This window comes from Castellaniella sp. WN, from assembly GCF_054457555.1.
This window is the reverse complement of record NZ_JBTKZC010000001.1, coordinates 1,276,208-1,294,026: the sequence shown is the minus strand read 5'-3', so window position 1 is coordinate 1,294,026 and position 17,819 is coordinate 1,276,208. Positions and strand designations below refer to the sequence as shown.

At 65.9% G+C, this 17,819-nt stretch carries 19 protein-coding genes and 1 tRNA gene; 13 read left to right on the top strand and 7 right to left on the bottom strand.

Annotated features, from left to right (window positions below; all coding sequences use genetic code 11):
* The first annotated feature begins 5 nt into the window (after nucleotides 1–5).
* Nucleotides 6–1,235 carry a glycolate oxidase subunit GlcF gene (gene glcF, locus ACTPOE_RS05970; RefSeq protein ID WP_458871287.1) on the top strand — a complete coding sequence of 410 codons (1,230 nt, stop codon included), beginning with the start codon at nucleotides 6–8 and terminating at the stop codon, nucleotides 1,233–1,235.
* Nucleotides 1,228–2,346 (top strand): tRNA 2-thiouridine(34) synthase MnmA, encoded by a 1,119-nt coding sequence (mnmA, locus tag ACTPOE_RS05965; RefSeq protein ID WP_458871286.1) that lies wholly within the window; start codon nucleotides 1,228–1,230, stop codon nucleotides 2,344–2,346. Before glcF ends, mnmA begins: the two co-directional genes overlap by 8 nt.
* A 78-nt stretch (nucleotides 2,347–2,424) precedes the next feature.
* Here the strand turns inward: mnmA and ACTPOE_RS05960 are convergent, their stop codons facing one another.
* Nucleotides 2,425–3,039 carry a glutathione S-transferase N-terminal domain-containing protein gene (locus ACTPOE_RS05960; RefSeq protein ID WP_458871285.1) on the bottom strand — a complete coding sequence of 205 codons (615 nt, stop codon included), beginning with the start codon at nucleotides 3,037–3,039 and terminating at the stop codon, nucleotides 2,425–2,427.
* Nucleotides 3,040–3,315: 276 nt separating this feature from the next.
* On the opposite strand from ACTPOE_RS05960, the gene purB reads away from it, so the two are divergent.
* From purB to ACTPOE_RS05915, 9 genes are all read left to right on the top strand, one after another.
* Nucleotides 3,316–4,692, top strand: a complete 1,377-nt coding sequence (purB, locus tag ACTPOE_RS05955) for an adenylosuccinate lyase (protein ID WP_458871284.1) — start codon at nucleotides 3,316–3,318, stop codon at nucleotides 4,690–4,692.
* Between the two features lie 542 nt (nucleotides 4,693–5,234).
* Nucleotides 5,235–7,940, top strand: coding sequence for an autotransporter outer membrane beta-barrel domain-containing protein (locus tag ACTPOE_RS05950; RefSeq protein WP_458871283.1), 2,706 nt, complete (start codon nucleotides 5,235–5,237; stop codon nucleotides 7,938–7,940).
* Nucleotides 7,941–8,359: 419 nt separating this feature from the next.
* Nucleotides 8,360–8,435: transfer RNA gene (locus ACTPOE_RS05945), tRNA-Lys, on the top strand.
* A 210-nt stretch (nucleotides 8,436–8,645) separates the two neighbouring features.
* Nucleotides 8,646–8,987, top strand: a complete 342-nt coding sequence (locus ACTPOE_RS05940; RefSeq protein WP_458871282.1) for a helix-turn-helix domain-containing protein — start codon at nucleotides 8,646–8,648, stop codon at nucleotides 8,985–8,987.
* On the top strand, nucleotides 8,905–9,396 hold the full coding sequence (locus tag ACTPOE_RS05935; protein ID WP_458871281.1) for a transposase: 492 nt from the start codon (nucleotides 8,905–8,907) through the stop codon (nucleotides 9,394–9,396). The genes ACTPOE_RS05940 and ACTPOE_RS05935 overlap by 83 nt, the downstream gene beginning before the upstream one ends.
* The gene (locus ACTPOE_RS05930; protein WP_458871280.1) at nucleotides 9,393–9,995 is read left to right on the top strand and encodes a DDE-type integrase/transposase/recombinase; all 603 of its coding nucleotides are present in this window, start codon (nucleotides 9,393–9,395) and stop codon (nucleotides 9,993–9,995) included. The genes ACTPOE_RS05935 and ACTPOE_RS05930 overlap by 4 nt, the downstream gene beginning before the upstream one ends.
* 15 nt (nucleotides 9,996–10,010) lie before the next feature.
* On the top strand, nucleotides 10,011–10,457 hold the full coding sequence (locus ACTPOE_RS05925) for an EAL domain-containing protein (protein ID WP_458872765.1): 447 nt from the start codon (nucleotides 10,011–10,013) through the stop codon (nucleotides 10,455–10,457).
* On the top strand, nucleotides 10,441–10,710 hold the full coding sequence (locus ACTPOE_RS05920) for a hypothetical protein (protein ID WP_458871279.1): 270 nt from the start codon (nucleotides 10,441–10,443) through the stop codon (nucleotides 10,708–10,710). The genes ACTPOE_RS05925 and ACTPOE_RS05920 overlap by 17 nt, the downstream gene beginning before the upstream one ends.
* Nucleotides 10,711–10,890: 180 nt before the next feature.
* A complete protein-coding gene (locus ACTPOE_RS05915; RefSeq protein WP_458871278.1) occupies nucleotides 10,891–11,133 on the top strand; it encodes a hypothetical protein in 243 nt (80 codons plus the stop codon).
* Nucleotides 11,134–11,164: 31 nt separating this feature from the next.
* Here ACTPOE_RS05915 and ACTPOE_RS05910 read toward each other — a convergent pair whose 3' ends face one another.
* Nucleotides 11,165–11,782, bottom strand: a complete 618-nt coding sequence (locus tag ACTPOE_RS05910) for a sensor histidine kinase (protein WP_458871277.1) — start codon at nucleotides 11,780–11,782, stop codon at nucleotides 11,165–11,167.
* A 15-nt stretch (nucleotides 11,783–11,797) separates the two neighbouring features.
* Here ACTPOE_RS05910 and ACTPOE_RS05905 point away from each other — a divergent pair, with 15 nt between their 5' ends.
* Entirely contained in the window at nucleotides 11,798–11,932 is a 135-nt protein-coding gene (locus ACTPOE_RS05905; protein WP_458871276.1) for a hypothetical protein, read from the top strand.
* Nucleotides 11,933–11,991: 59 nt separating this feature from the next.
* Here ACTPOE_RS05905 and ACTPOE_RS05900 read toward each other — a convergent pair whose 3' ends face one another.
* From ACTPOE_RS05900 to ACTPOE_RS05880, 5 genes are read right to left on the bottom strand one after another with little or no spacing between them, the layout of a single operon-like run.
* Entirely contained in the window at nucleotides 11,992–13,110 is a 1,119-nt protein-coding gene (locus ACTPOE_RS05900; protein WP_458871275.1) for a CHASE2 domain-containing protein, read from the bottom strand.
* Between the two features lie 6 nt (nucleotides 13,111–13,116).
* A complete protein-coding gene (locus tag ACTPOE_RS05895; RefSeq protein ID WP_458871274.1) occupies nucleotides 13,117–14,226 on the bottom strand; it encodes a FecR domain-containing protein in 1,110 nt (369 codons plus the stop codon).
* Entirely contained in the window at nucleotides 14,223–14,951 is a 729-nt protein-coding gene (locus ACTPOE_RS05890) for a response regulator transcription factor (protein WP_458871273.1), read from the bottom strand. Before ACTPOE_RS05890 ends, ACTPOE_RS05895 begins: the two co-directional genes overlap by 4 nt.
* Before the next feature lie 15 nt (nucleotides 14,952–14,966).
* Entirely contained in the window at nucleotides 14,967–16,394 is a 1,428-nt protein-coding gene (locus tag ACTPOE_RS05885) for a GGDEF domain-containing protein (protein ID WP_458871272.1), read from the bottom strand.
* The gene (locus tag ACTPOE_RS05880) at nucleotides 16,388–16,729 is read right to left on the bottom strand and encodes a hypothetical protein (RefSeq protein ID WP_458871271.1); all 342 of its coding nucleotides are present in this window, start codon (nucleotides 16,727–16,729) and stop codon (nucleotides 16,388–16,390) included. The genes ACTPOE_RS05885 and ACTPOE_RS05880 overlap by 7 nt, the downstream gene beginning before the upstream one ends.
* Before the next feature lie 350 nt (nucleotides 16,730–17,079).
* On the opposite strand from ACTPOE_RS05880, the gene ACTPOE_RS05875 reads away from it, so the two are divergent.
* Nucleotides 17,080–17,766 (top strand): carbonic anhydrase, encoded by a 687-nt coding sequence (locus tag ACTPOE_RS05875; protein WP_458871270.1) that lies wholly within the window; start codon nucleotides 17,080–17,082, stop codon nucleotides 17,764–17,766.
* Nucleotides 17,767–17,819: the final 53 nt, after the last annotated feature.

The window sequence follows — 17,819 nt, the reverse complement described above, 5'->3', positions numbered from 1 at the left end:
CCACCATGCAGACACAACTCGCGGACTGGGCGCGCGACACCGATTTCGGCCGGGACGCCGATGAAATCCTGCGCCGCTGCGTGCATTGCGGTTTCTGCCTGGCGACCTGTCCGACCTACCAGATCCTGGGCGACGAGCTCGACAGTCCGCGCGGGCGCATCTACCAGATCAAGCAGGTCCTGGAAGGCGCCGAGCCCACCTTCGTCACCCAGCAGCACCTGGACCGCTGCCTGACCTGCCGCAATTGCGAAACGACCTGTCCTTCGGGCGTCCAGTACGGCGCCCTGGTGGATATCGGCCGCCAGATCGTCGGCGAGCGTGTGCGCCGGCCGCTGCGCGAACGCCTGGTGCGAGGGGCCCTGCGCCGTCTGATGGGCTCGCGCTGGTTCGGCCCGTTGTACAGGATCGGCGGCTGGGTACGGCCGGTATTGCCCGCCGTGCTGCGCTCTAAGATCGCGGAGTCCCGGCCGGCGGGGCCGCTGCCGGCCAACCCGGGCCGCCATGCGCGCCAGGTGCTGATGCTGGCCAACTGCGTCCAGCCCGCCATGATGCCGTCCATCGACGCCGCCACGCTGCGCGTGCTGGATGCGGTCGGCGTCGGCACGCGCATCGCCGCCGGATCGGGCTGTTGCGGCGCCATCAATTTTCACCTGGACGCCCAGGAGGCCGGACGCGACCAGATGCGCGCCAACGTGGACGCCTGGCTGCCGCTGCTGGAATCCGGCGCGGTCGAGGCTGTGGTCGTCAACGCTTCGGGCTGCGGCGGCATGATCAAGGACTACGCCCATCACCTGAAGCACGACCCGGCCTATGCCGAACGCGCCGAGCGCCTGATGCCGTATGTCAAGGATGTTGCGGAATTCCTCGCGCCCATGGCGGCCGAAGTCCGGGCGAAGATGCGCCGCGCGCCGGGCCGCAGCGCCTTCCATCCGCCCTGCACGCTGCAGCACTGGCAGGGTCTGCGCACCGTCACCGAGCGGCTGCTGGCCGACCTGGGCTTCGACCTCCAGTCCTTTGGTGAATCGCACCTGTGCTGCGGTTCGGCGGGCACCTATTCGATCACCCAGCCGGCGCTGTCGAAATCCCTGCGCGAGCGCAAGCTGCGGGCGATCGAGGCGACGCTGCCCGAGACCATCGTGTCCTCGAACATCGGCTGCATCTGCCATCTCCAGGGGGGCACCGGCACGCCGGTGCGCCACTGGATCGAAACCGTGGACGAGGCCTTCCATGACTGACCGGCCCGCACGCGGCGCCCGGATCGTCATCGGCATGTCGGGCGGGGTCGATTCCTCGGTGTCGGCCTGGCTGCTCAAGCAGCAGAGCTATGAGGTGATCGGCCTGTTCATGAAGAACTGGGAGGACGACGACGACAGCGAATACTGCTCGTCGCGCCAGGACTGGCTGGACGCCGCCAGTGTGGCCGACGTGGTGGGCGTGGACATCGAGGCGGTCAATTTCGCCGTCGAATACAAGGACCGGGTGTTCGCGGAATTCCTGCGGGAATATTCCGCCGGCCGCACGCCCAATCCGGACGTGCTGTGCAATGCGGAAATCAAGTTCAAGGCCTTCCTGGACCACGCCATGGGGCTGGGCGCCGACTACATCGCCACCGGCCACTACGCCCGGGTGCGCCGCGTCGACACGCCCCGGGGGCCGCGCAGCCAGTTGCTGAAGGCCCTGGACGGTTCCAAGGACCAGAGCTATTTCCTGCATCGTCTGAACCAGGATCAACTGGCGCGCACCCTGTTTCCGCTGGGCGAGCTGGCCAAGACAGAAGTTCGCCGCATCGCGCGCGAGATCGGCCTGCCGAACGCCGCCAAGAAGGATTCCACGGGTATCTGCTTCATCGGCGAACGGCCGTTTCGGGAATTTCTGAACCGCTACCTGCCCACCCGGCCGGGACCGATGCTGACTCCGGAGGGCCGCGAAGTCGGTCGCCATCAGGGCCTGGCCTTCCATACCCTGGGCCAGCGCAAGGGCCTGGGCATCGGCGGGGTGCGCGGCGCCCAGCGCGACGATGGTACGGCCGACGCCTGGTACGCGGCCCGCAAGGACCTGGCGAACAATGTTCTGTACGTCGTTCAGGGTCACGACCACCCCTGGCTGCTCAGCGAACGCCTGCGCGCCCAGGATGCCAGCTGGGTGGCGGACGAACCGCCGGCCCCCGGTGCCTACGCCGCCAAGACCCGCTACCGGCAGGCCGATGCCGCCTGCGTCCTGGAAGCGGGGGAGGGCGCGGCGGACTTCGCGCTGCGCTTCGATGAGCCTCAATGGGCCGTGACTCCGGGCCAGTCGGCCGTGCTGTACGACGGCGACGTCTGCCTGGGCGGCGGGATCATCGTCTGAGGCCTTGCGGTGGCTTCAGGCCGGCCGAAATGAGAATCCCCGCGTGGAGCGGGGATTTTTTCGATGCGCGCGCGAGGTCTACGCGGCGGGCGGACGGGTCGTGCCGAAGGAAGGCCGGGCGTCGAGCTTTTCGGCCAGGCGGGCCAGGTGGGGGTGGCTGATGCGCCAGTCCATGTCCGGAAAGCGCAGGTCCAGGTAACCCAGAGCGGCACCCGCGGCGATGTCGGCCAGGCACAGGTTGACGCCCATGCAGTAGGACTGTTCACCCAGCAACTGTTCCATATAGTCCAGCCCGGCGCGGATCTTCCGGTGCTGGCGGGCGACCCAGTCGGGGTTGCGCTGGGGTTCGGGCCGGCGATGGGTTTCCATGAAAGCGGCCGCGGCGGCGTCCATGACGCCGTCAGCGACGGCTTCCCAGCGCTTGACTTCGATGCGCTCGCGCCCGGGCGGCGGGATCAGCCGGCCCACCGGCGAGAGCGTATCCAGGTATTCCACGATGACGCGCGAGTCGAACAGCGCGCCATTTTCGTCCATGATCAGGCAGGGCACCTTGCCCAGGGGATTGTGCGCCGAGACGTGGGTCGCGGGGCCCCAGGGGTCGTCGAGGACCAGCTCGTAGTCGAGCTTTTTCTCGGACAGCACGATACGGACCTTGCGGACGTAGGGGCTGGTCAGGGAACCGATCAATTTCATGGGGAAACAGGATAGTTCAAGGCTCGAAAAGTATAGCAGGACGGGTTCCCGGACCTGGAGTGCCCGGGCCGTTTTGCCCCTTTTTTACGAAACGCCGGCGGCGGGGTGTGGTATATCCGCCCTGTCGGAAGGCGCGGCCGGACGGGTGCTAGAATCCTGGCTTGGGATTCGCCTCTCAACCCTCCCGGGCGCGGGGCATTTCCAGGTCGCCGTTCCATTGTCCCGCGCGCTCCGGACCCGTGTCCGGGCGGCCGCGCCTTCTCGTTCCCGCCGATCATGCAGATTGATTCTTCCCTCAGCGCACTCAACGCGCTGTCGCCCCTGGATGGGCGCTACGCGGCCAAGGCCGACGCCCTGCGGCCCTACCTGTCCGAAGCCGGTTTCATGGCGCATCGGGTCGAAGTCGAGATCGCCTGGCTGATCGGCCTGTCCGACGCCGGCCTGCCCGAACTGCCCGCCTTTTCGGCGGCGTCGCGCGCGCGGCTGCGGGTGCTGGTGGAAAATTTCTCCGAGGCCGATGCAGCCCGAATCAAGGCCATCGAGCGCACCACCAACCACGACGTGAAGGCGGTGGAATATTGGCTCAAGGAACAGGTGGCCGACGACGCCGAGCTATCCCGGGCGGCGGAATTCATCCACTTCGCCTGCACCTCGGAAGACATCAACAACACCTCTCATGCCCTGATGCTGGGACGGGCGCGCACGTTGTGCGTGGTGCCGGCGCTGGAATCCGTCGCGGCCCGCCTGCGCGAACTGGCGCACCGGCACGCCGACCAGCCGCTGCTGTCGCGCACGCACGGCCAGCCGGCCACGCCCAGCACCATGGGCAAGGAATTCGCCAACGTGGTCGCCCGCCTGGAGCGCGCCCTGGACGCGATCCGCGCCGTGCAGCCCCTGGCCAAGATGAACGGCGCCACCGGCAACTACAACGCCCACCTGGCGGCCTACCCGGAAATCGATTGGCCCGCGTTCGCCGGAGGGGTCCTGGGTGGCCTGGGGCTGGCCCAGAATCCCTACTCGATCCAGATCGAGCCGCACGACTGGATGGCGGCCCTGTTCGACGCGATCGCCCGCGCCAACACCATCCTGCTGGACCTGAACCGCGACGTCTGGGGCTATATCTCCCTGGGGTATTTCAAGCAGCGCCTGAAGGACGGCGAGGTCGGCTCGTCCACCATGCCGCACAAGGTCAATCCGATCGACTTCGAGAATTCCGAGGGCAACCTGGGCCTGGCCAACGCAATGCTGCGCCACCTGTCCGAAAAACTGCCGGTGTCGCGCTGGCAGCGCGACCTGACGGACTCCACCGTGCTGCGCAACCTGGGCGTGGCGCTGGGTTACGGCCTGGTGGCCTACGAGGCCTGCCTGCGCGGCCTGGGCAAGCTGGAACTGAATCCCGCCGCCATTGACGCAGACATCGACGCCTGCTGGGAGATCCTGGCCGAGCCGGTGCAGACGGTGATGCGCCGTTACGGCCTGCCGCAGCCCTATGAACAGCTGAAGGCCTTGACGCGCGGCAAGGGCATCACCGAGCAGGCCCTGCGGGAATTCATCGCCGGCCTGGATTTGCCCGCCGAGTCCAAAGCGCGGCTGTTGGCGATGACGCCGCGCAGCTACGTCGGTCTGGCGGCCCAGCTGGCGGCGGCGGTATAGGCGGGGCCTTGCGCCCGGCCTGGCTGCGGCCCTCATCGCTTTGCGGAAGATAAACCTGCCTGCCAATGCTGTTTACGGATGAATCCTTGATCCGTCTGTCGAGCGTTCGAGCCACTCACAGCCTCCCATGAATATGAAAAGGCCAGTTCTTCGGAACTGGCCTTTTCGCGTCTGCATCCCCATGGTCGAGATTTATTTGACGTGCCGGAGCCACATTTTTGACCAAGCTTGACAATTTCATTATTAATCAAGCACTTACAATCAAAGCGCCTGAATTGGAAGCTGCGTCCGCATGCAGCGATCTCTTGTGACAAGGGGGCTGTTTGAAAGGAAACCTTTTTGAAGGTTTGGCGACCAGCGGTGCGTCTCGCGTCCAGCCAAGCGCCTCGATTGCCGCCGGTCCCCGCGCGCCGATTTGCCGCGGGTCGGTCGGGGCTTTGAGGCCGGCTCGCACGACTATAAGGACGGCCGGGCCCAGGTCAGACCGGCGTATGCGTGGTGATGAGATGGAACAACGGAAACCGACTGCACTGACCTCGATCATGATGCTGCTCGCCATGGGCCTGGGTACGTTGGCCTCGGTGCCCGCCTGCGCCGATTCAAACGTCATTTTGGCCGATGGCACCACTGTGACGGAGAGCGACATCGCCATTTCCACGACCGGGGGCAACTCTCCCGCTGTGACGGCGACCCACGCCGGTCTGGTCGAACTTGGCAATGTCGAGATCACGACAGGGGGCTATCGCTCGTATGGCGTCTATGCCGAAAAAAACTCGGTCATCGTGATCGATGGCGCTTCCATTTCCACCAACAATATCAAAGGCCGGATAACCCAGGATGGGGATGGCTCGCGCGCCTATGCCCTCTATGCAAGAGATCCGGGCTCCTCCATCCGGGTTGCAAATGTCGATATTGTCACGCTGGGGCAGCGCGCGACCGGCGCATTCGCCAATGCCGGCGCCATAGTGACATTGAGCGACAGCACCGTATCCACCGAGGGTTTCATGGCCTACGGGCTCTATGCGGGCGGACAAGGGTCGGTGCTCGATGCCACAAACGTCGATGTGACGTCCATCGGACAAGTGGGCGACGCCCTTTGGGCGTATGACCATGGTGTCCTGAATATCGATGGCGGCCATATCGTTGTGAACGGATCATCAAACCCCAACGCGCCGCACGAGTCCGCGACCGGGCTTGTTTCCGCGGCAAGCGGAGCCATCAACGCCAACAGCATTTCCGTGCTGGTGAATGGCAACGATAATATTGGCATCAATGTATTGCTGGATGGTTTTGTTGCGCTCACGCACAGCAATGTGACGACCACCGGTTCCAGCTCCGATGCCGCGCTGGTCGGTTATGGCGGAATACTGGCGGCGACCGGCTCGACCCTCACCTCCGAGCAGAGTCGTGGTGTCGATTTATTCGATAATGCTTCGGTCACATTGACCGGTTCCACGATCAAGGCGGGTGCGGAGACATTCGTCTCGAGTCTGTCCCAGGCTGGGCAGACTCAGACGATTGTCATGGACGGGGGGAGCCTTGCCATGCAGAACAACGGTACGCTGCTTCTCGTCCAACGTTCGGCCGGCGGGACCGATGGTCATGTTCTATTGTCTCTCGGTCAAGGATCGAAGACTTCGGGCGACATGCTCGACGAAGGTGACAAAACCGGCGGTGGCTACGCAGACGTCGCGATCGGTGAGGGGGCTTTCTGGTCGGGCGCTGTGCGCGGTGTCCGTAATTTCGACAACAGAGGCACGATATCACCGGCGAATTCCACACCGGGGAATGCCCTCGGCCAGGTTTCGTTGGCCGGTGATTATCATCAGGCATCCGGCGCCGCCTATGATGCCGGGGTGGTGCCGGGCAGCCCGGTGGCGGATCTGATCCATGTCGATGGCACCGCGACAATCGACAATGGCGCGATCCTCAATGTCCTCAGGCATGGAAGTGCCCCGATCACGATCGATGCCCACTATACGGTATTGACCGCGGACGGCGGCGTGAGCGGCACTTACGTTGTGACTGGCGATACACGGATTTCGGCCTTCTATGCCCTGGTGGCGGAGTACGATGCCAAGAACGTCTATCTGAACGGTGTTCGGACGCGCTCTTTCGCCGATGCGGGATGGACACCCAACCAGATCGCTTCCGCTGGCGGACTGGAAAGCCTGCCCGCGGGCAATCCGCTGCGCGATGCAATCGAGCTTCTCCAGACGGACGCCGAGGCACGAACCGCCTTCGACCAGGTCTCGGGCGAGATCCATGCTTCCGCCCGCGCGGCGCTGATCGAGGACAGCCGCTTCATCCGCATCGCCGTCAACGACCGCATGCGTGCCGCCTTCGGAGATGTTGGCGCCTCCACTGTTCCCGTCATGACCTATGGCGCGGACGGCGCGAAGCCCGCCGCCCCGACCACCGCGGGCCTTGCCGTCTGGGGCCAAGGATTTGGCTCCTGGGGCCGCGCGAGCAGTGATGGCAATGCAGCCCGTCTCGACCGTTCGATCAGCGGCTTCTTCTTTGGCGCGGATGCTCCGATGTTCGGAACCTGGCGCTTCGGCGCGGTCGCCGGCTACAGCCACACCGACTTCGATGCAAGGGATCGTCATTCATCCGGATCGAGCGACAACTACCATGTCGGTCTTTACGGCGGTACGGCCTGGGGAGATCTCGCCTTTCGCACAGGCGCGGCCTATACCTGGCACGATATCGCCACGAACCGTGGCGTGACATTCCCCGGCTTCAGCGACCGCGCGAAGGGCGGCTACGATGCCGCCACCGCGCAGTTCTTCGGCGAGCTTGGCTACGGCTTCAATGCGGGGAGGACACGGTTCGAGCCCTTTGCCAACTTCGCCTATGTGCGCCTGCACGCCGATGGTGTCGCCGAGAAGGGGGGGATGGCGGCTTTGGTCAGCCCATCGGCCGATATCGATACCACTTTCACGACGGCCGGCCTGCGTGTTTCGACTGCCGTTGATGTCGGCGGCGCGAGCCTGACGGCGAATGGCATGCTCGGCTGGCGCCATGCCTTCGGCGATATGACGCATCTTCTGACGATGCGTTTTGCCGGGGGCGGCGATGTTTTCAGTATCGGTGGCGTGCCGGTCGCCCGCGATGCGGCCGTGATCGAAGCCGGTCTCGACTATGCGATCACACCGGCTTCCACACTGGGCGTCTCCTACGGCGGCCAGTTCGGCTCGGGTCTTTCCGATCAATCCGTTCGCGCCAGATTGAATGTGAAGTTCTGAGGGGCTTTTCCAAAACGCAGACGAGTCTGAAACCTGCGGTAACCCGGTTGTCCAGACGGGCCGGCTTGATGTACTCGTCGCCGTTGTCCGCATGACCCCACGGATACGGAACGGGAAGCAGGCGAGCGTTTGTTCGAGCGCGGGCGGCGGGAACGCTTCGGAGATGCACGCACAGCAGGCGACGAACTGCCATTGGGTAGCGCGGTCGGCGGTGTCGATGCGGGATGCGCCCTTGATGCCATCGTAGTCGCCCTGGTGCGCGCTGCCGCCGCGGATGAATGCTGGGCCAGCGATGCCGGCCAGGAATTGTTCCAGACTCACCAGGCCCCCTTCAGACTCATCTGATATTGGACAGGGCTCCTTTTTGCAAGGGCCTGGAAAAAGGTGTATAGTTTCGTTCTTCGCAAAATCATTGCGACGGGCTGTTAGCTCAGTTGGTAGAGCAGCGGACTCTTAATCCGTCGGTCGAGTGTTCGAGTCACTCACAGCCCACCAGGAATATCAAGCACTTAGGCCAGTTCTTCGGAACTGGCCTAAGTGCTTTTGGTCGCCGTGTAGGCACTATGTAGGCATTTTCGGGCCACGCCGATCAACCCCGATCGCCTCCGTAGTAGACTGTTGGCTCAACGTGAGAATGTCCGGTCTGTGCAAAGTAGAAATGTCCGGTTCAATGGTGTGCACACATCACTGAAGCGGGCAAGGACGATGATCACGATGAGCCAAAAGGAAGCCGCCCGGCTACTCGTGCTGGAGCAAGTCCGGCAGGGCGCCTTGAGCCAGAGCGCAGCGGCAGCGGTACTGCAACTGTCCACGTGTCAACTGCGCCGCATCGAGCGCCGCTACCAGGCGGCAGGCCCGCCGGCCCTGGTCCACGGCCTGCGGGGACGGGCCTCGAACCATACGCTTGATGCCGCGCTGGCCCCCTGTGTCAGACTAGTTGTCGCATCGGATTTGGAACGATTAGATGAATTTGACGACCTACAGCACGGCCTTCAAAGAGGAGGCGATCCGCAAGACCCTGCAGCGCGGCACGCGCACGGTGGCTGACATGGCCCAGGAGTTGAACATGTCGGTCCATACGCTGAAGAACTGGATTCGCAATCCGAAGATGGCTCATTTGCGCAGGCAATCCTCAGAAGAGGCCCCCGCCAGTCGGTGGACATCCGCACAGCGGCTGCAGGCCCTGCTTGAGACCCATTCTCTGGCCGAAGAGGCGCGCAACGCCTGGTGCCGGGAACGGGGCATCTTCGCCCATCAGCTCACGGCCTGGAAGCATGAGCTCGAACAGTCGGGGAACAAGCCCGCAGCCGATATCCAGGAGCTGCGTCGGCTCAAAGAGGAACTGGTTGGCGTGCGCCGTGATTTGGCCCGCAAGGACAAGGCGTTATCGGAGGCGGCAGCCCTGCTGGTACTGCAAAAAAAATACCAGGCGCTGTGGGAGGACGAGGACAAATGACCTCACTGACACAGCGCCGACAGATCATGGCATTGATTACTGAGGCGGTCACGGCTGGTGCTCGACAGGCACGCGCCTGTGAAGCAATCAATCTGAGCGCACGCACACTGCAACGTTGGCGGCGGGCCCCGGAGCAAGGCGATGGGCGCCCCACGCGGGTACAGCGGCCCTGCAACCGCCTGAGCGATGCCGAGCGTGATCGCATCCTGCGGGTGGTCAACAGCAGCGAGTACGGCCACCTGCCCGCTTCTCAGATCGTGCCACGCCTGGCGGATACGGGGGTCTATCTGGCCAGTGAATCGACGATCTACAGGCTGATGCGTACCGCCGGGCAACTGGTGCATCGCACGCCTGATCGCACGCCTGGCCCGGTGCATCGGCCTCGGGCGCTGACGGCTACTGCGCCAGGGCAGCTCTTCAGCTGGGACATCACCTATCTGCCCGCCACCGTGCGGGGCCAGTACTACTACCTGTACCTGTTTCTTGACCTGTTCAGCCGTCACATCGTGGGCTGGCAGGTCTATGACACCGAGGACAGCGCCCGTGCCAGTGAGCTGCTAAAAAAAGCATCGGCCTTCTTCGCCCGGGAACTGAAGTGATCCAGAAACTGATCGATCAGTGGCAGAAGCCCCATCGCGCATCCGGAATCCGTCTCGCGGCTGATGCATGAGCTTCAGGACATCGGCGTGCGTATTGTCCTGGACGATGTCGGCAGCGGATTTGCCGCGCTGCCGGTCCTGGCCGGCGTCCAGCCGGACGTGGTCAAGATCGACCGCTCGCTATTGGAACAGGCACGGCAGGGACCGGCCGGTCTGGCATCATTGACGCGCATCGTGCGGGCTTGCGCCAGCCGTAGCCCCTGCATCGTGATCGAAGGGGTGGAAACCCGGGCCGACTTGCGCCTGGCGTGGGAGGCCGGTGCCCACGCTGTCCAGGGCTATTTCCCGGGGAAACCGGAGCGGCGCCCTGACTGGAACCAAGGGGAGCCCTGTGTGGTGATGAATCGGTTCAGGGAATACCTGACGAGTCCGAACGTCGGCGACGGTGCCGCTGGCCATTGACTTCAACTATATGCCAGGTCCTGGTCTCCTCGATTCGATCGGCGCCATGTCCGTGGCGCACAGAAACGATACCCCCCGCGCCGGCGGCGGCAATACGTTCTATACCCTGCAAATTTACGATTTTCGGATGAAGCAGGGCGCGGTGGGCAAGGGCCTGGTGCGGGTCGGAGATGTGAATGCTTTGGCGTGCGAAGCCAGTGGGCAAAGCGATATCGCCGGCGAGGCGCAGTTGGAAATGCACTATTTCTGGTGAAGCGCGGAACGCATGGTCACCAGGAGTATTTCTGCCGCGTGCGCCGCCGGCCGGGCGCCGCGTTGTTGGCGCGGGACACGATGTGTGACAAAGTTGTCCGTGATTTGCGCCCCTGTCGCCCGGATGGCCGCCAGCATTTGATATAAAAATGGCAGGCGCATTCCAGCAGAAGGAGGAAACATGTCCGGCCGAATCTTGATCCGATGCAGCGTCGCGCTGTGTTTCTCCGCTCTGGTCTCCGGTTGCTTCGGGGGCGGGGGGCCGGTCAGGCAGACGGATCGCGGCGGCGAATGTCAGTGGAACCGCAGCAGGTGCCTCTACGAGGGCTCCTACGAACCCGGCGAGCGGGACTATGCTGAACAGGAAGCGAAGGACTTGAACCGGGCCGCGCTGGAAAAGCTGCGCCGCAGTCCCGTCAGGTAGGCGGCCTCCGGTTCGGACGCCGCGCCCTCCCTCAGTCCTCCGCCGGGAGGCTGATCGTGAATCGGGCGCCCTGGCCGGGGGGGCTGACGCAGGACGCCAGGCCGCCGTGGCGCTGCGCCACGGTTTGCACGAAGGCCAGTCCCAGGCCGCTGCCGGTGGGCTTGTACGCATCGCCGGGCAGACGCTGGAAGCGGGTGAAAAGACGTTCCACCTGTTCGGGGGGGATGCCGGGACCGGCATCCTGGACATGGATGTGCCAGCGATGCCCATCGAGTTCCAGAGTGCATTCGACGACGCTGTGCTCCGGGCTGTAGAGCAAGGCGTTGTCCAGCAGGTTGCCGATGGCCCGCCCGATGAGTTCAGCATCGATGCTGGCCGTGGCGTCCGGGTGCCTGGCCTCGAAGCGCAGTTCGATCCCGCGCCGCGCGGCCTGTGGCCAGCGCCGGTCGCAGCATTCCTGCACGAGATCGTCCAGGTGGTGGGAATGCCGATTCAGGGACGCGGATTTTGCGCGTGCCAGCTGGACGAAATGATCGACCAGGTCCAAGGTGGTGCGCGCCTGCCGCTCGACGTGCTCCAGGACCGTTTCCTCGGACCATTGCCCCGGGTCTCGACGCCGCAATTCGATGATGGCCAGGATGGCGCTCAAGGGGGATCGCATGTCGTGCGACAGGAAGCCGAGCGTTTCCTCCTGGGCCTGGGCGGCCTGTTTGAGGCGGGAGACGGCTTGGTGCAGGCGGACGGCCCTTGCGGGCAGCGTGTCGAGGCCGGCCGGTCCCGGGAACGCGTCGGCGCCTGATCCGGGGTCTCCGGGGAGCGGCGGGACGCGCAGCCGTTCGAGTTCCGCGTCGATGCGGCTCAGGGATGCTTCCTGGCTGCGCCAGCTCGGGGATAGGCCAGGATCAGGGCCGCCAGGATACCGGCGGGCGGCAGCCAGTATCCGGCCTGTTGGAGCAGCAGGGTGTCCGTGACCAGGAACAGGATGCTGGCGGCCAGCGCGCCGACCAGCCCCCATCGCGCGGACAGAATGCCCAGCCCCAGGCAGACCGGCAGGATCAGTCCCAGCCCCGCCAGAGCCGTGAGCCAGGGCGGTGCGGTGCGGATCCAGAGATCGTCCTGCAGGTTCTGCAGAGTGTCGGCCAGGATCGCGACCCCCGCCGTCATGCCGCCCAATGGGGTGGATAGGTGATCTCCCAGTCCGGAGGCCCAGGCGCCGACCAGCACGATGCGGTCCTGGAACGCGGTTTCTGGAACCTGGCCATTCAGCACGGCCGCGTAGGGGTAGAGCGCCTGGCGTGCAGCCGGATCGGTGAAACGGACATGCGTGGCCGTGTCCGGCGGAATGGCCAGCGCCCGCTTCACGGCGGCTTCCTGTCCGGCGGCGCGGGCCAGCGCAAGGCTGAAATGGTCCAGGGGCGGACCGCCGTCCGATGGGGTGCGGCGCTCTTCGATGGCGCGCAACGTGCCGTCAGGATCGGGCCGCGCGTCGATCCGGCCAATCGCCGCGGCCGCCCGGGCCAGCGGGAGAATCGGTTCGATCCGATGCCGGCCGTCCGGGCTCAGGATTTCGGGCAGGACGACGCGTCCGTGCCGGGCGATGGCCTGGGCCAGGATGAGATCGTCTTCCGGGTGGGTGGGGTGGGGATCCGAGAAGATCAGGTCCAGCCCCACCGCGCGCGCGCCGTGGAGGCGTTCGAGCAGGGCCGCGTGGACCGAGCGGCGCCAGGGCCAGTAGCCCAGGGTATCGATGCTGGCGTCGTCGATGGCGATGATCGCGATGTCCCGGCTGGGAAGTGGATTCCGGGCCGCCTGCATGCTCAGGTCATAGATCCGGTGGTTGGCATCCCGGATGCCCGGCAGGTCTTTCCAGACCGTCAGCGCGGCGGACAACAGCGCCAGCGCGGCCACCAGGACCAGCCATTCGAGCAGGAGGCGTCGCCGCATGCCGATCGGATGGCGGGCGTCCGTGAGCGTCATGGCTCGTCAGTCCAGCATCACGGGCGCTCCGTCGGTCGTCAGGACCGGAGATCCGTCGCTGGTCGTGAGGCCGCCCAGCAAGCGGACTTCCAGGACGGCATCGCGGCCTTCGATGCCCAGGGCGTCGATGCCGCGCACGAAGACGTAACGCAGTCCGCCGCTTCCTTTCGGGGCGAGCGTGATGCCGGGGCCGTTCACGCGTCGGCTGGATTCCAGACGGGCGCCGTCGGTGTCCAAGGCGATCCGGACGGTGTATGCGGCCGCCTGGGGGATGGGCTCGAAATCCAGGCGGTTGCCGCTTTGGGAAAATGTCAGGCCGAGAGGGGGCGGGAGCAGTGGCCGCGTTCCCAGGAAGGCGCCGGCGGCGTCATAGGCGGCGCCCCGGTCCGGATCGAGGTGCTGTTCGATCCCGGCCGGGCCTTCGATCGCCGCGCCGCCGTGCAGGACTTCGTGGCGAGAGCCGGATGTATCGGCGTGGACGCGCAGGCGGGTGCCTCGCACGCCCGTGACGGTGGCTGGGGTGCGGACCTCGAAGCGGCCGACGCCGGTGCCGGCGGGCGCCACGGTGGATTCCAGCGTGCCCCGGTCGATGTCGATCCGGGTGTCCGTCAGCCCTGTGCCTTGGAAGGATTGCAGGTGCTGGAGCCGTAGCGTCGTGCCGGGAGGCAGCGTGAGCAGGCTCTGGTCCTCCAGGCGCAGGGTCGCGGTGCCGCCGTCGGCGCTGCGCAGCGACTGGCCGGCGCGCAGGACGTCGCCCGGCCGCACCGGCCGGCCGTCGGCCGTGACCTGTCCGGTCACATGGATGGCGGTGGCCGTCGCCGGCTGTTCCGGAATCAGGGACAGGGGAATGCGCAGCACCTTGCCGATCGGCAGGCGGTAGGGGTCGTCGATCTGGTTCAGGCGCTGCAGCGCGGACCAATGTTCGGCCCGCAGGGTGTAGCGGCGAGCGAGCTGTTCCAGGGTGTCGCCCGGCTCCACCTGGTACAGGAAATCGTCCCCTTGGGCGCCCAGGGGTCGGGCTTGCGCGCCGGACGAGAGGGTCAGGCAGGCGGACAGCAGAGCCAGCGCCAGGGAGCGGGCGCCCGGCAAAGAGAAAGAAGGGCGGAGGAGGGTCATGGGAGGAGGGTTTGGTCGGAGGGCTGCAGGAGTTCGAGCCGATAGCCCAGCGCATAGGAGGCGCAGAGCAGGGTTCCCGTGGCCGGCCCGAGGCGCAGTTTCTTGCGGATATTCGACAGATGGGTGTCCAAGGTGCGCGAGGCGCTGGGGACTTCACGGTTCCAGACCAGCGCGCTGAGGTCGTCGCGCGAGAATAGCCGCCAGGGGTGGCGCAGGAACAGGGCCGCCAGGTCGAATTCCTTTGGGGTGAGGGAGATGGGCTCGTCGCGCAGACGAATCTGCCGGATGTCCATATCGACGGTGAAGTCCCCCAGCCTGAAACTCTCGTTCGGGCTCGTGGAGGGCCGGGGGCGGCGCATCTGGGCGCCGATGCGCGCCACCAGTTCCCCGGGCCGGCAGGGCTTGCCGATGTAATCGTCGGCGCCCGCGTTCAGTCCTTCGACCAGGTCGCTTTCCAGTGTCCGGTTGGTGACGAAGATCACCGGCAGGGCTTCGCTGCGGTTGGCCCGGACCCAGCGCAGGACTTCCATGCCGTTGATGCCCGGCAGTTCCCAGTCCAGCAGGAGCAGCGCGAAGGGCGCCCGGGCGCGCAGCGCCGCGAGCAGGGTGCCGCCTTCGCTGAAGACCTGGCAGGAAAGGCCGGCGTCGGTCAGGGTCTGTCGCATCCAGGCGGATTGAGCCGGGTCGTCTTCCAACAGGGCGATGAGCGGGGCGGGATCGGACATGGAGTGCTTCGAATTCTAGGGGGCATGGCGATGCCGGGCGGATCCACTGGCGGGTTCCGTTCGCAGGGATTCCAGGCCATCCGGGAACCGGCCGGCCACGGCCTGGCCATCGTGAAAGCACACTTGATCGCGGCCTTCGCGCTTGGCCTGGTACATGGCTTGATCAGCATACGACAAAAGCGTGTGGAGAGGGGCCTGGGGCTGCTGAAAATCGTGCGCCGCGCCGATGCTGACCGTGATGCGGATGGGCGCGGCGCCTTCGGCGGGGACCGTCACGATGTCCGCCACGCAGTTGCGCAGCCGTTCGGCGATGGCGGCGACCTCCGCCGGCGCCGTATCCGGCAGCGCGATGCCGAATTCCTCTCCGCCGAGCCGGCCGAACAGGTCGTGCGGGCGGATGGCGGCGCGGATCGTTTTCGCGAAGACTTGCAGAACCAGGTCGCCAGCCGCGTGTCCGCGAGTATCGTTCAACTGCTTGAAGCGGTCGATGTCGAGCATCAGCAGGCCGGTGCCCCGGTGCCCGGCCGGATCCTGCAGACACTCCTGGGCGCCGCGCAGGAATGCCTGCCGTGACAGCGCTCCGGTCAGCATATCGTGATCCAGCGCGCGGTTCAGCGAGGAGATCATGTCGCCGCGCGCCGCGAGCGCGCCGGACATGGTCAGGGGGGCGACCACCAGCAGCAGGGCGCCCAGCCGCAGGGATATCATGGCCCAGGGATCCGCCCCGGCCAGCGGCGGGCTGTCGCCGAAGGGGATCCAGCCATAAGCCGTGCCGAGCATGATGATCGCGGCGGTGCACAGGGTGAGCCAGGCCGTCGTATTCTGCCGATAGACCAGGGCGCAATAAAGCAGGGGAGGAATCGGAAAGGCCAGGATGCCCGGGCCGCCGACCAGGAAGCACAGCGCGAGCCCGAGGATCAGCGAGACGAGCGGCGCCAGAGTTTCGAGTCTGGAGCGCGTGCGTGCCCGTGTCGGGGCGCGGCTGCGATCCCGGCGGTCCGTCCCCGGCAGCAGCAGGATGGAAGGCAGGATGGCGCTGTAGCTGAGCAACTGGCTGAAGAACCAGTTCGCGAGGACGAAGCTCCAGTGGGAGTCGGGCCGCAGCCAGAGAGTGAGCAGTCCCGCGGTCGCCGCGTGCGTGGCGGCCGCTGCGGCGCAGGCGAGCAGGAGGAGGCCGATGGCGCGAGGATGGCGCAGGTTGGGTGGGGCGCCGGGCGCGGCCAGGATGCGCCAGGCCACGCAGGCGCCGGCTAGGTTCACCAGGCTGTACGCCAGGGCTTGGCGGGGGGCTTCGCCCCAGGCGATGCCCGCCAGCAGAAGAGCGGCTCCCGCCGCCGCCCACGAAGCCGGTCCCGCCAGCCGGGGACGGCGCAGCAGCAGGCCGACCAGCAGGGCGTTCGCGGGCCACAGGACCGACGAGCCCGAGGCGGGCTGGGTCAGCAAGCCGCCAAGGCGGCCAGGAACGTGAACGCGGCGACCTGAATTACGTGCCAGCCGTTGAGAGGCGTGCGGCGCAAGGCCTGAAACATATCGGGTGAAGCTTGGGTGAGCATGGCATCTTTGAATTTATCAGAGTGTTGCCGCGCAGCAGCGCTCGTTGACGATTTTTGATCTTTGCGATTGTGTGGAAACCTCCTTTGTTTAAAAGGGAATTTTCCTGGATCCGGAATTTGTTTGCAATTTTTGATTGGTGTTGATGCTTGCAGGGGTGAAATAATGCGTCCGGTTTCGATAATTCTTGAATGATGCGCATGAATCAGGGAATCGGCGGCAAGCAATGGCCTGGCGCGCACCCGGCGGGGCCGCGAGCGGCGTCCGGTGACGGACGAGGGGGGATGGAGGACGTCGATTCCTGGATGAGGCGGAACGTGCGTGCCTGCTCGCGGCAGGAATACTGGCGCTATCGGGAATACCTGGAAACGGAGCCTTCGTCCGGCCAGGAGGCTGGCGAGTAGTCCCATCCGGGTAAGGCCGGACGCCTGATTCCGCTTCCCAGTTGCCGGACCGGCTGGTTATCATGGTTGCGCGATGCCTGTGCGGATCGTGCCCGAGATCCATTCGCCGGAGACCTGGAATGTGCGATTCGAAATCCCGCGCGGAGGCAGCGGCGCCCGCCCGACGCTTCTTCTTGCGATCCTCCCTCGCCACGGCCCTGGCCGTCGCCGGCGGTGCGCTGCCGGGCGGTCGGGCCATGGCGCGCGCCGCGTCTCCGCCCAAGCCGCGGAACGTCCTGGATCCCGATGCTGCGCTCGCGCGGCTGGCCGAGGGCAACGCGCGGTATGTATCCGGAGTGGCCCTGCGCCATGATTTCGCACATGAACGTCCGGCGCTGACGGCCGGGCAGAATCCTTACGCGGCCGTGCTGGGTTGCTCGGACTCGCGCGTCGTGCCCGAATATGCGTTCGACTGCGCCCGGGGCGATCTGTTCGTTGCGCGGGTGGCGGGCAATTTCGCCAATGACGACATGCTGGGCAGCCTGGAATACGCGGTGGCGGTCCTGAGCGTGCCGCTGATCCTGGTGCTTGGGCACGAGCGGTGCGGCGCGGTCGCCGCCGCCGTCAAGTCCGTCACTCAGTCGGCCGAATATCCGGGCCGGATCCCCTCGCTGGTGTCGGCCATCGCGCCGTCCGTGGAAAAGGTCCGGGTCGCGGCGGGCGACCTGCTGGCGGCCGCGACCGAGCAGAACGTCCGTGACAATGTTACCGCCCTGGCCGCGGGTTCGGCCATCATCCGGGAGGCCGCGCAGGCCGGCAAGCTACGGATCGCCGGCGGCGTCTACCGCCTGGAAACCGGCCGGGTCGAGTTCCTTGGCTAGGGGATCTCTGAAGGTGAGGTGGACAAGCAACGCAGCAGACGGCCCGAAGCCGC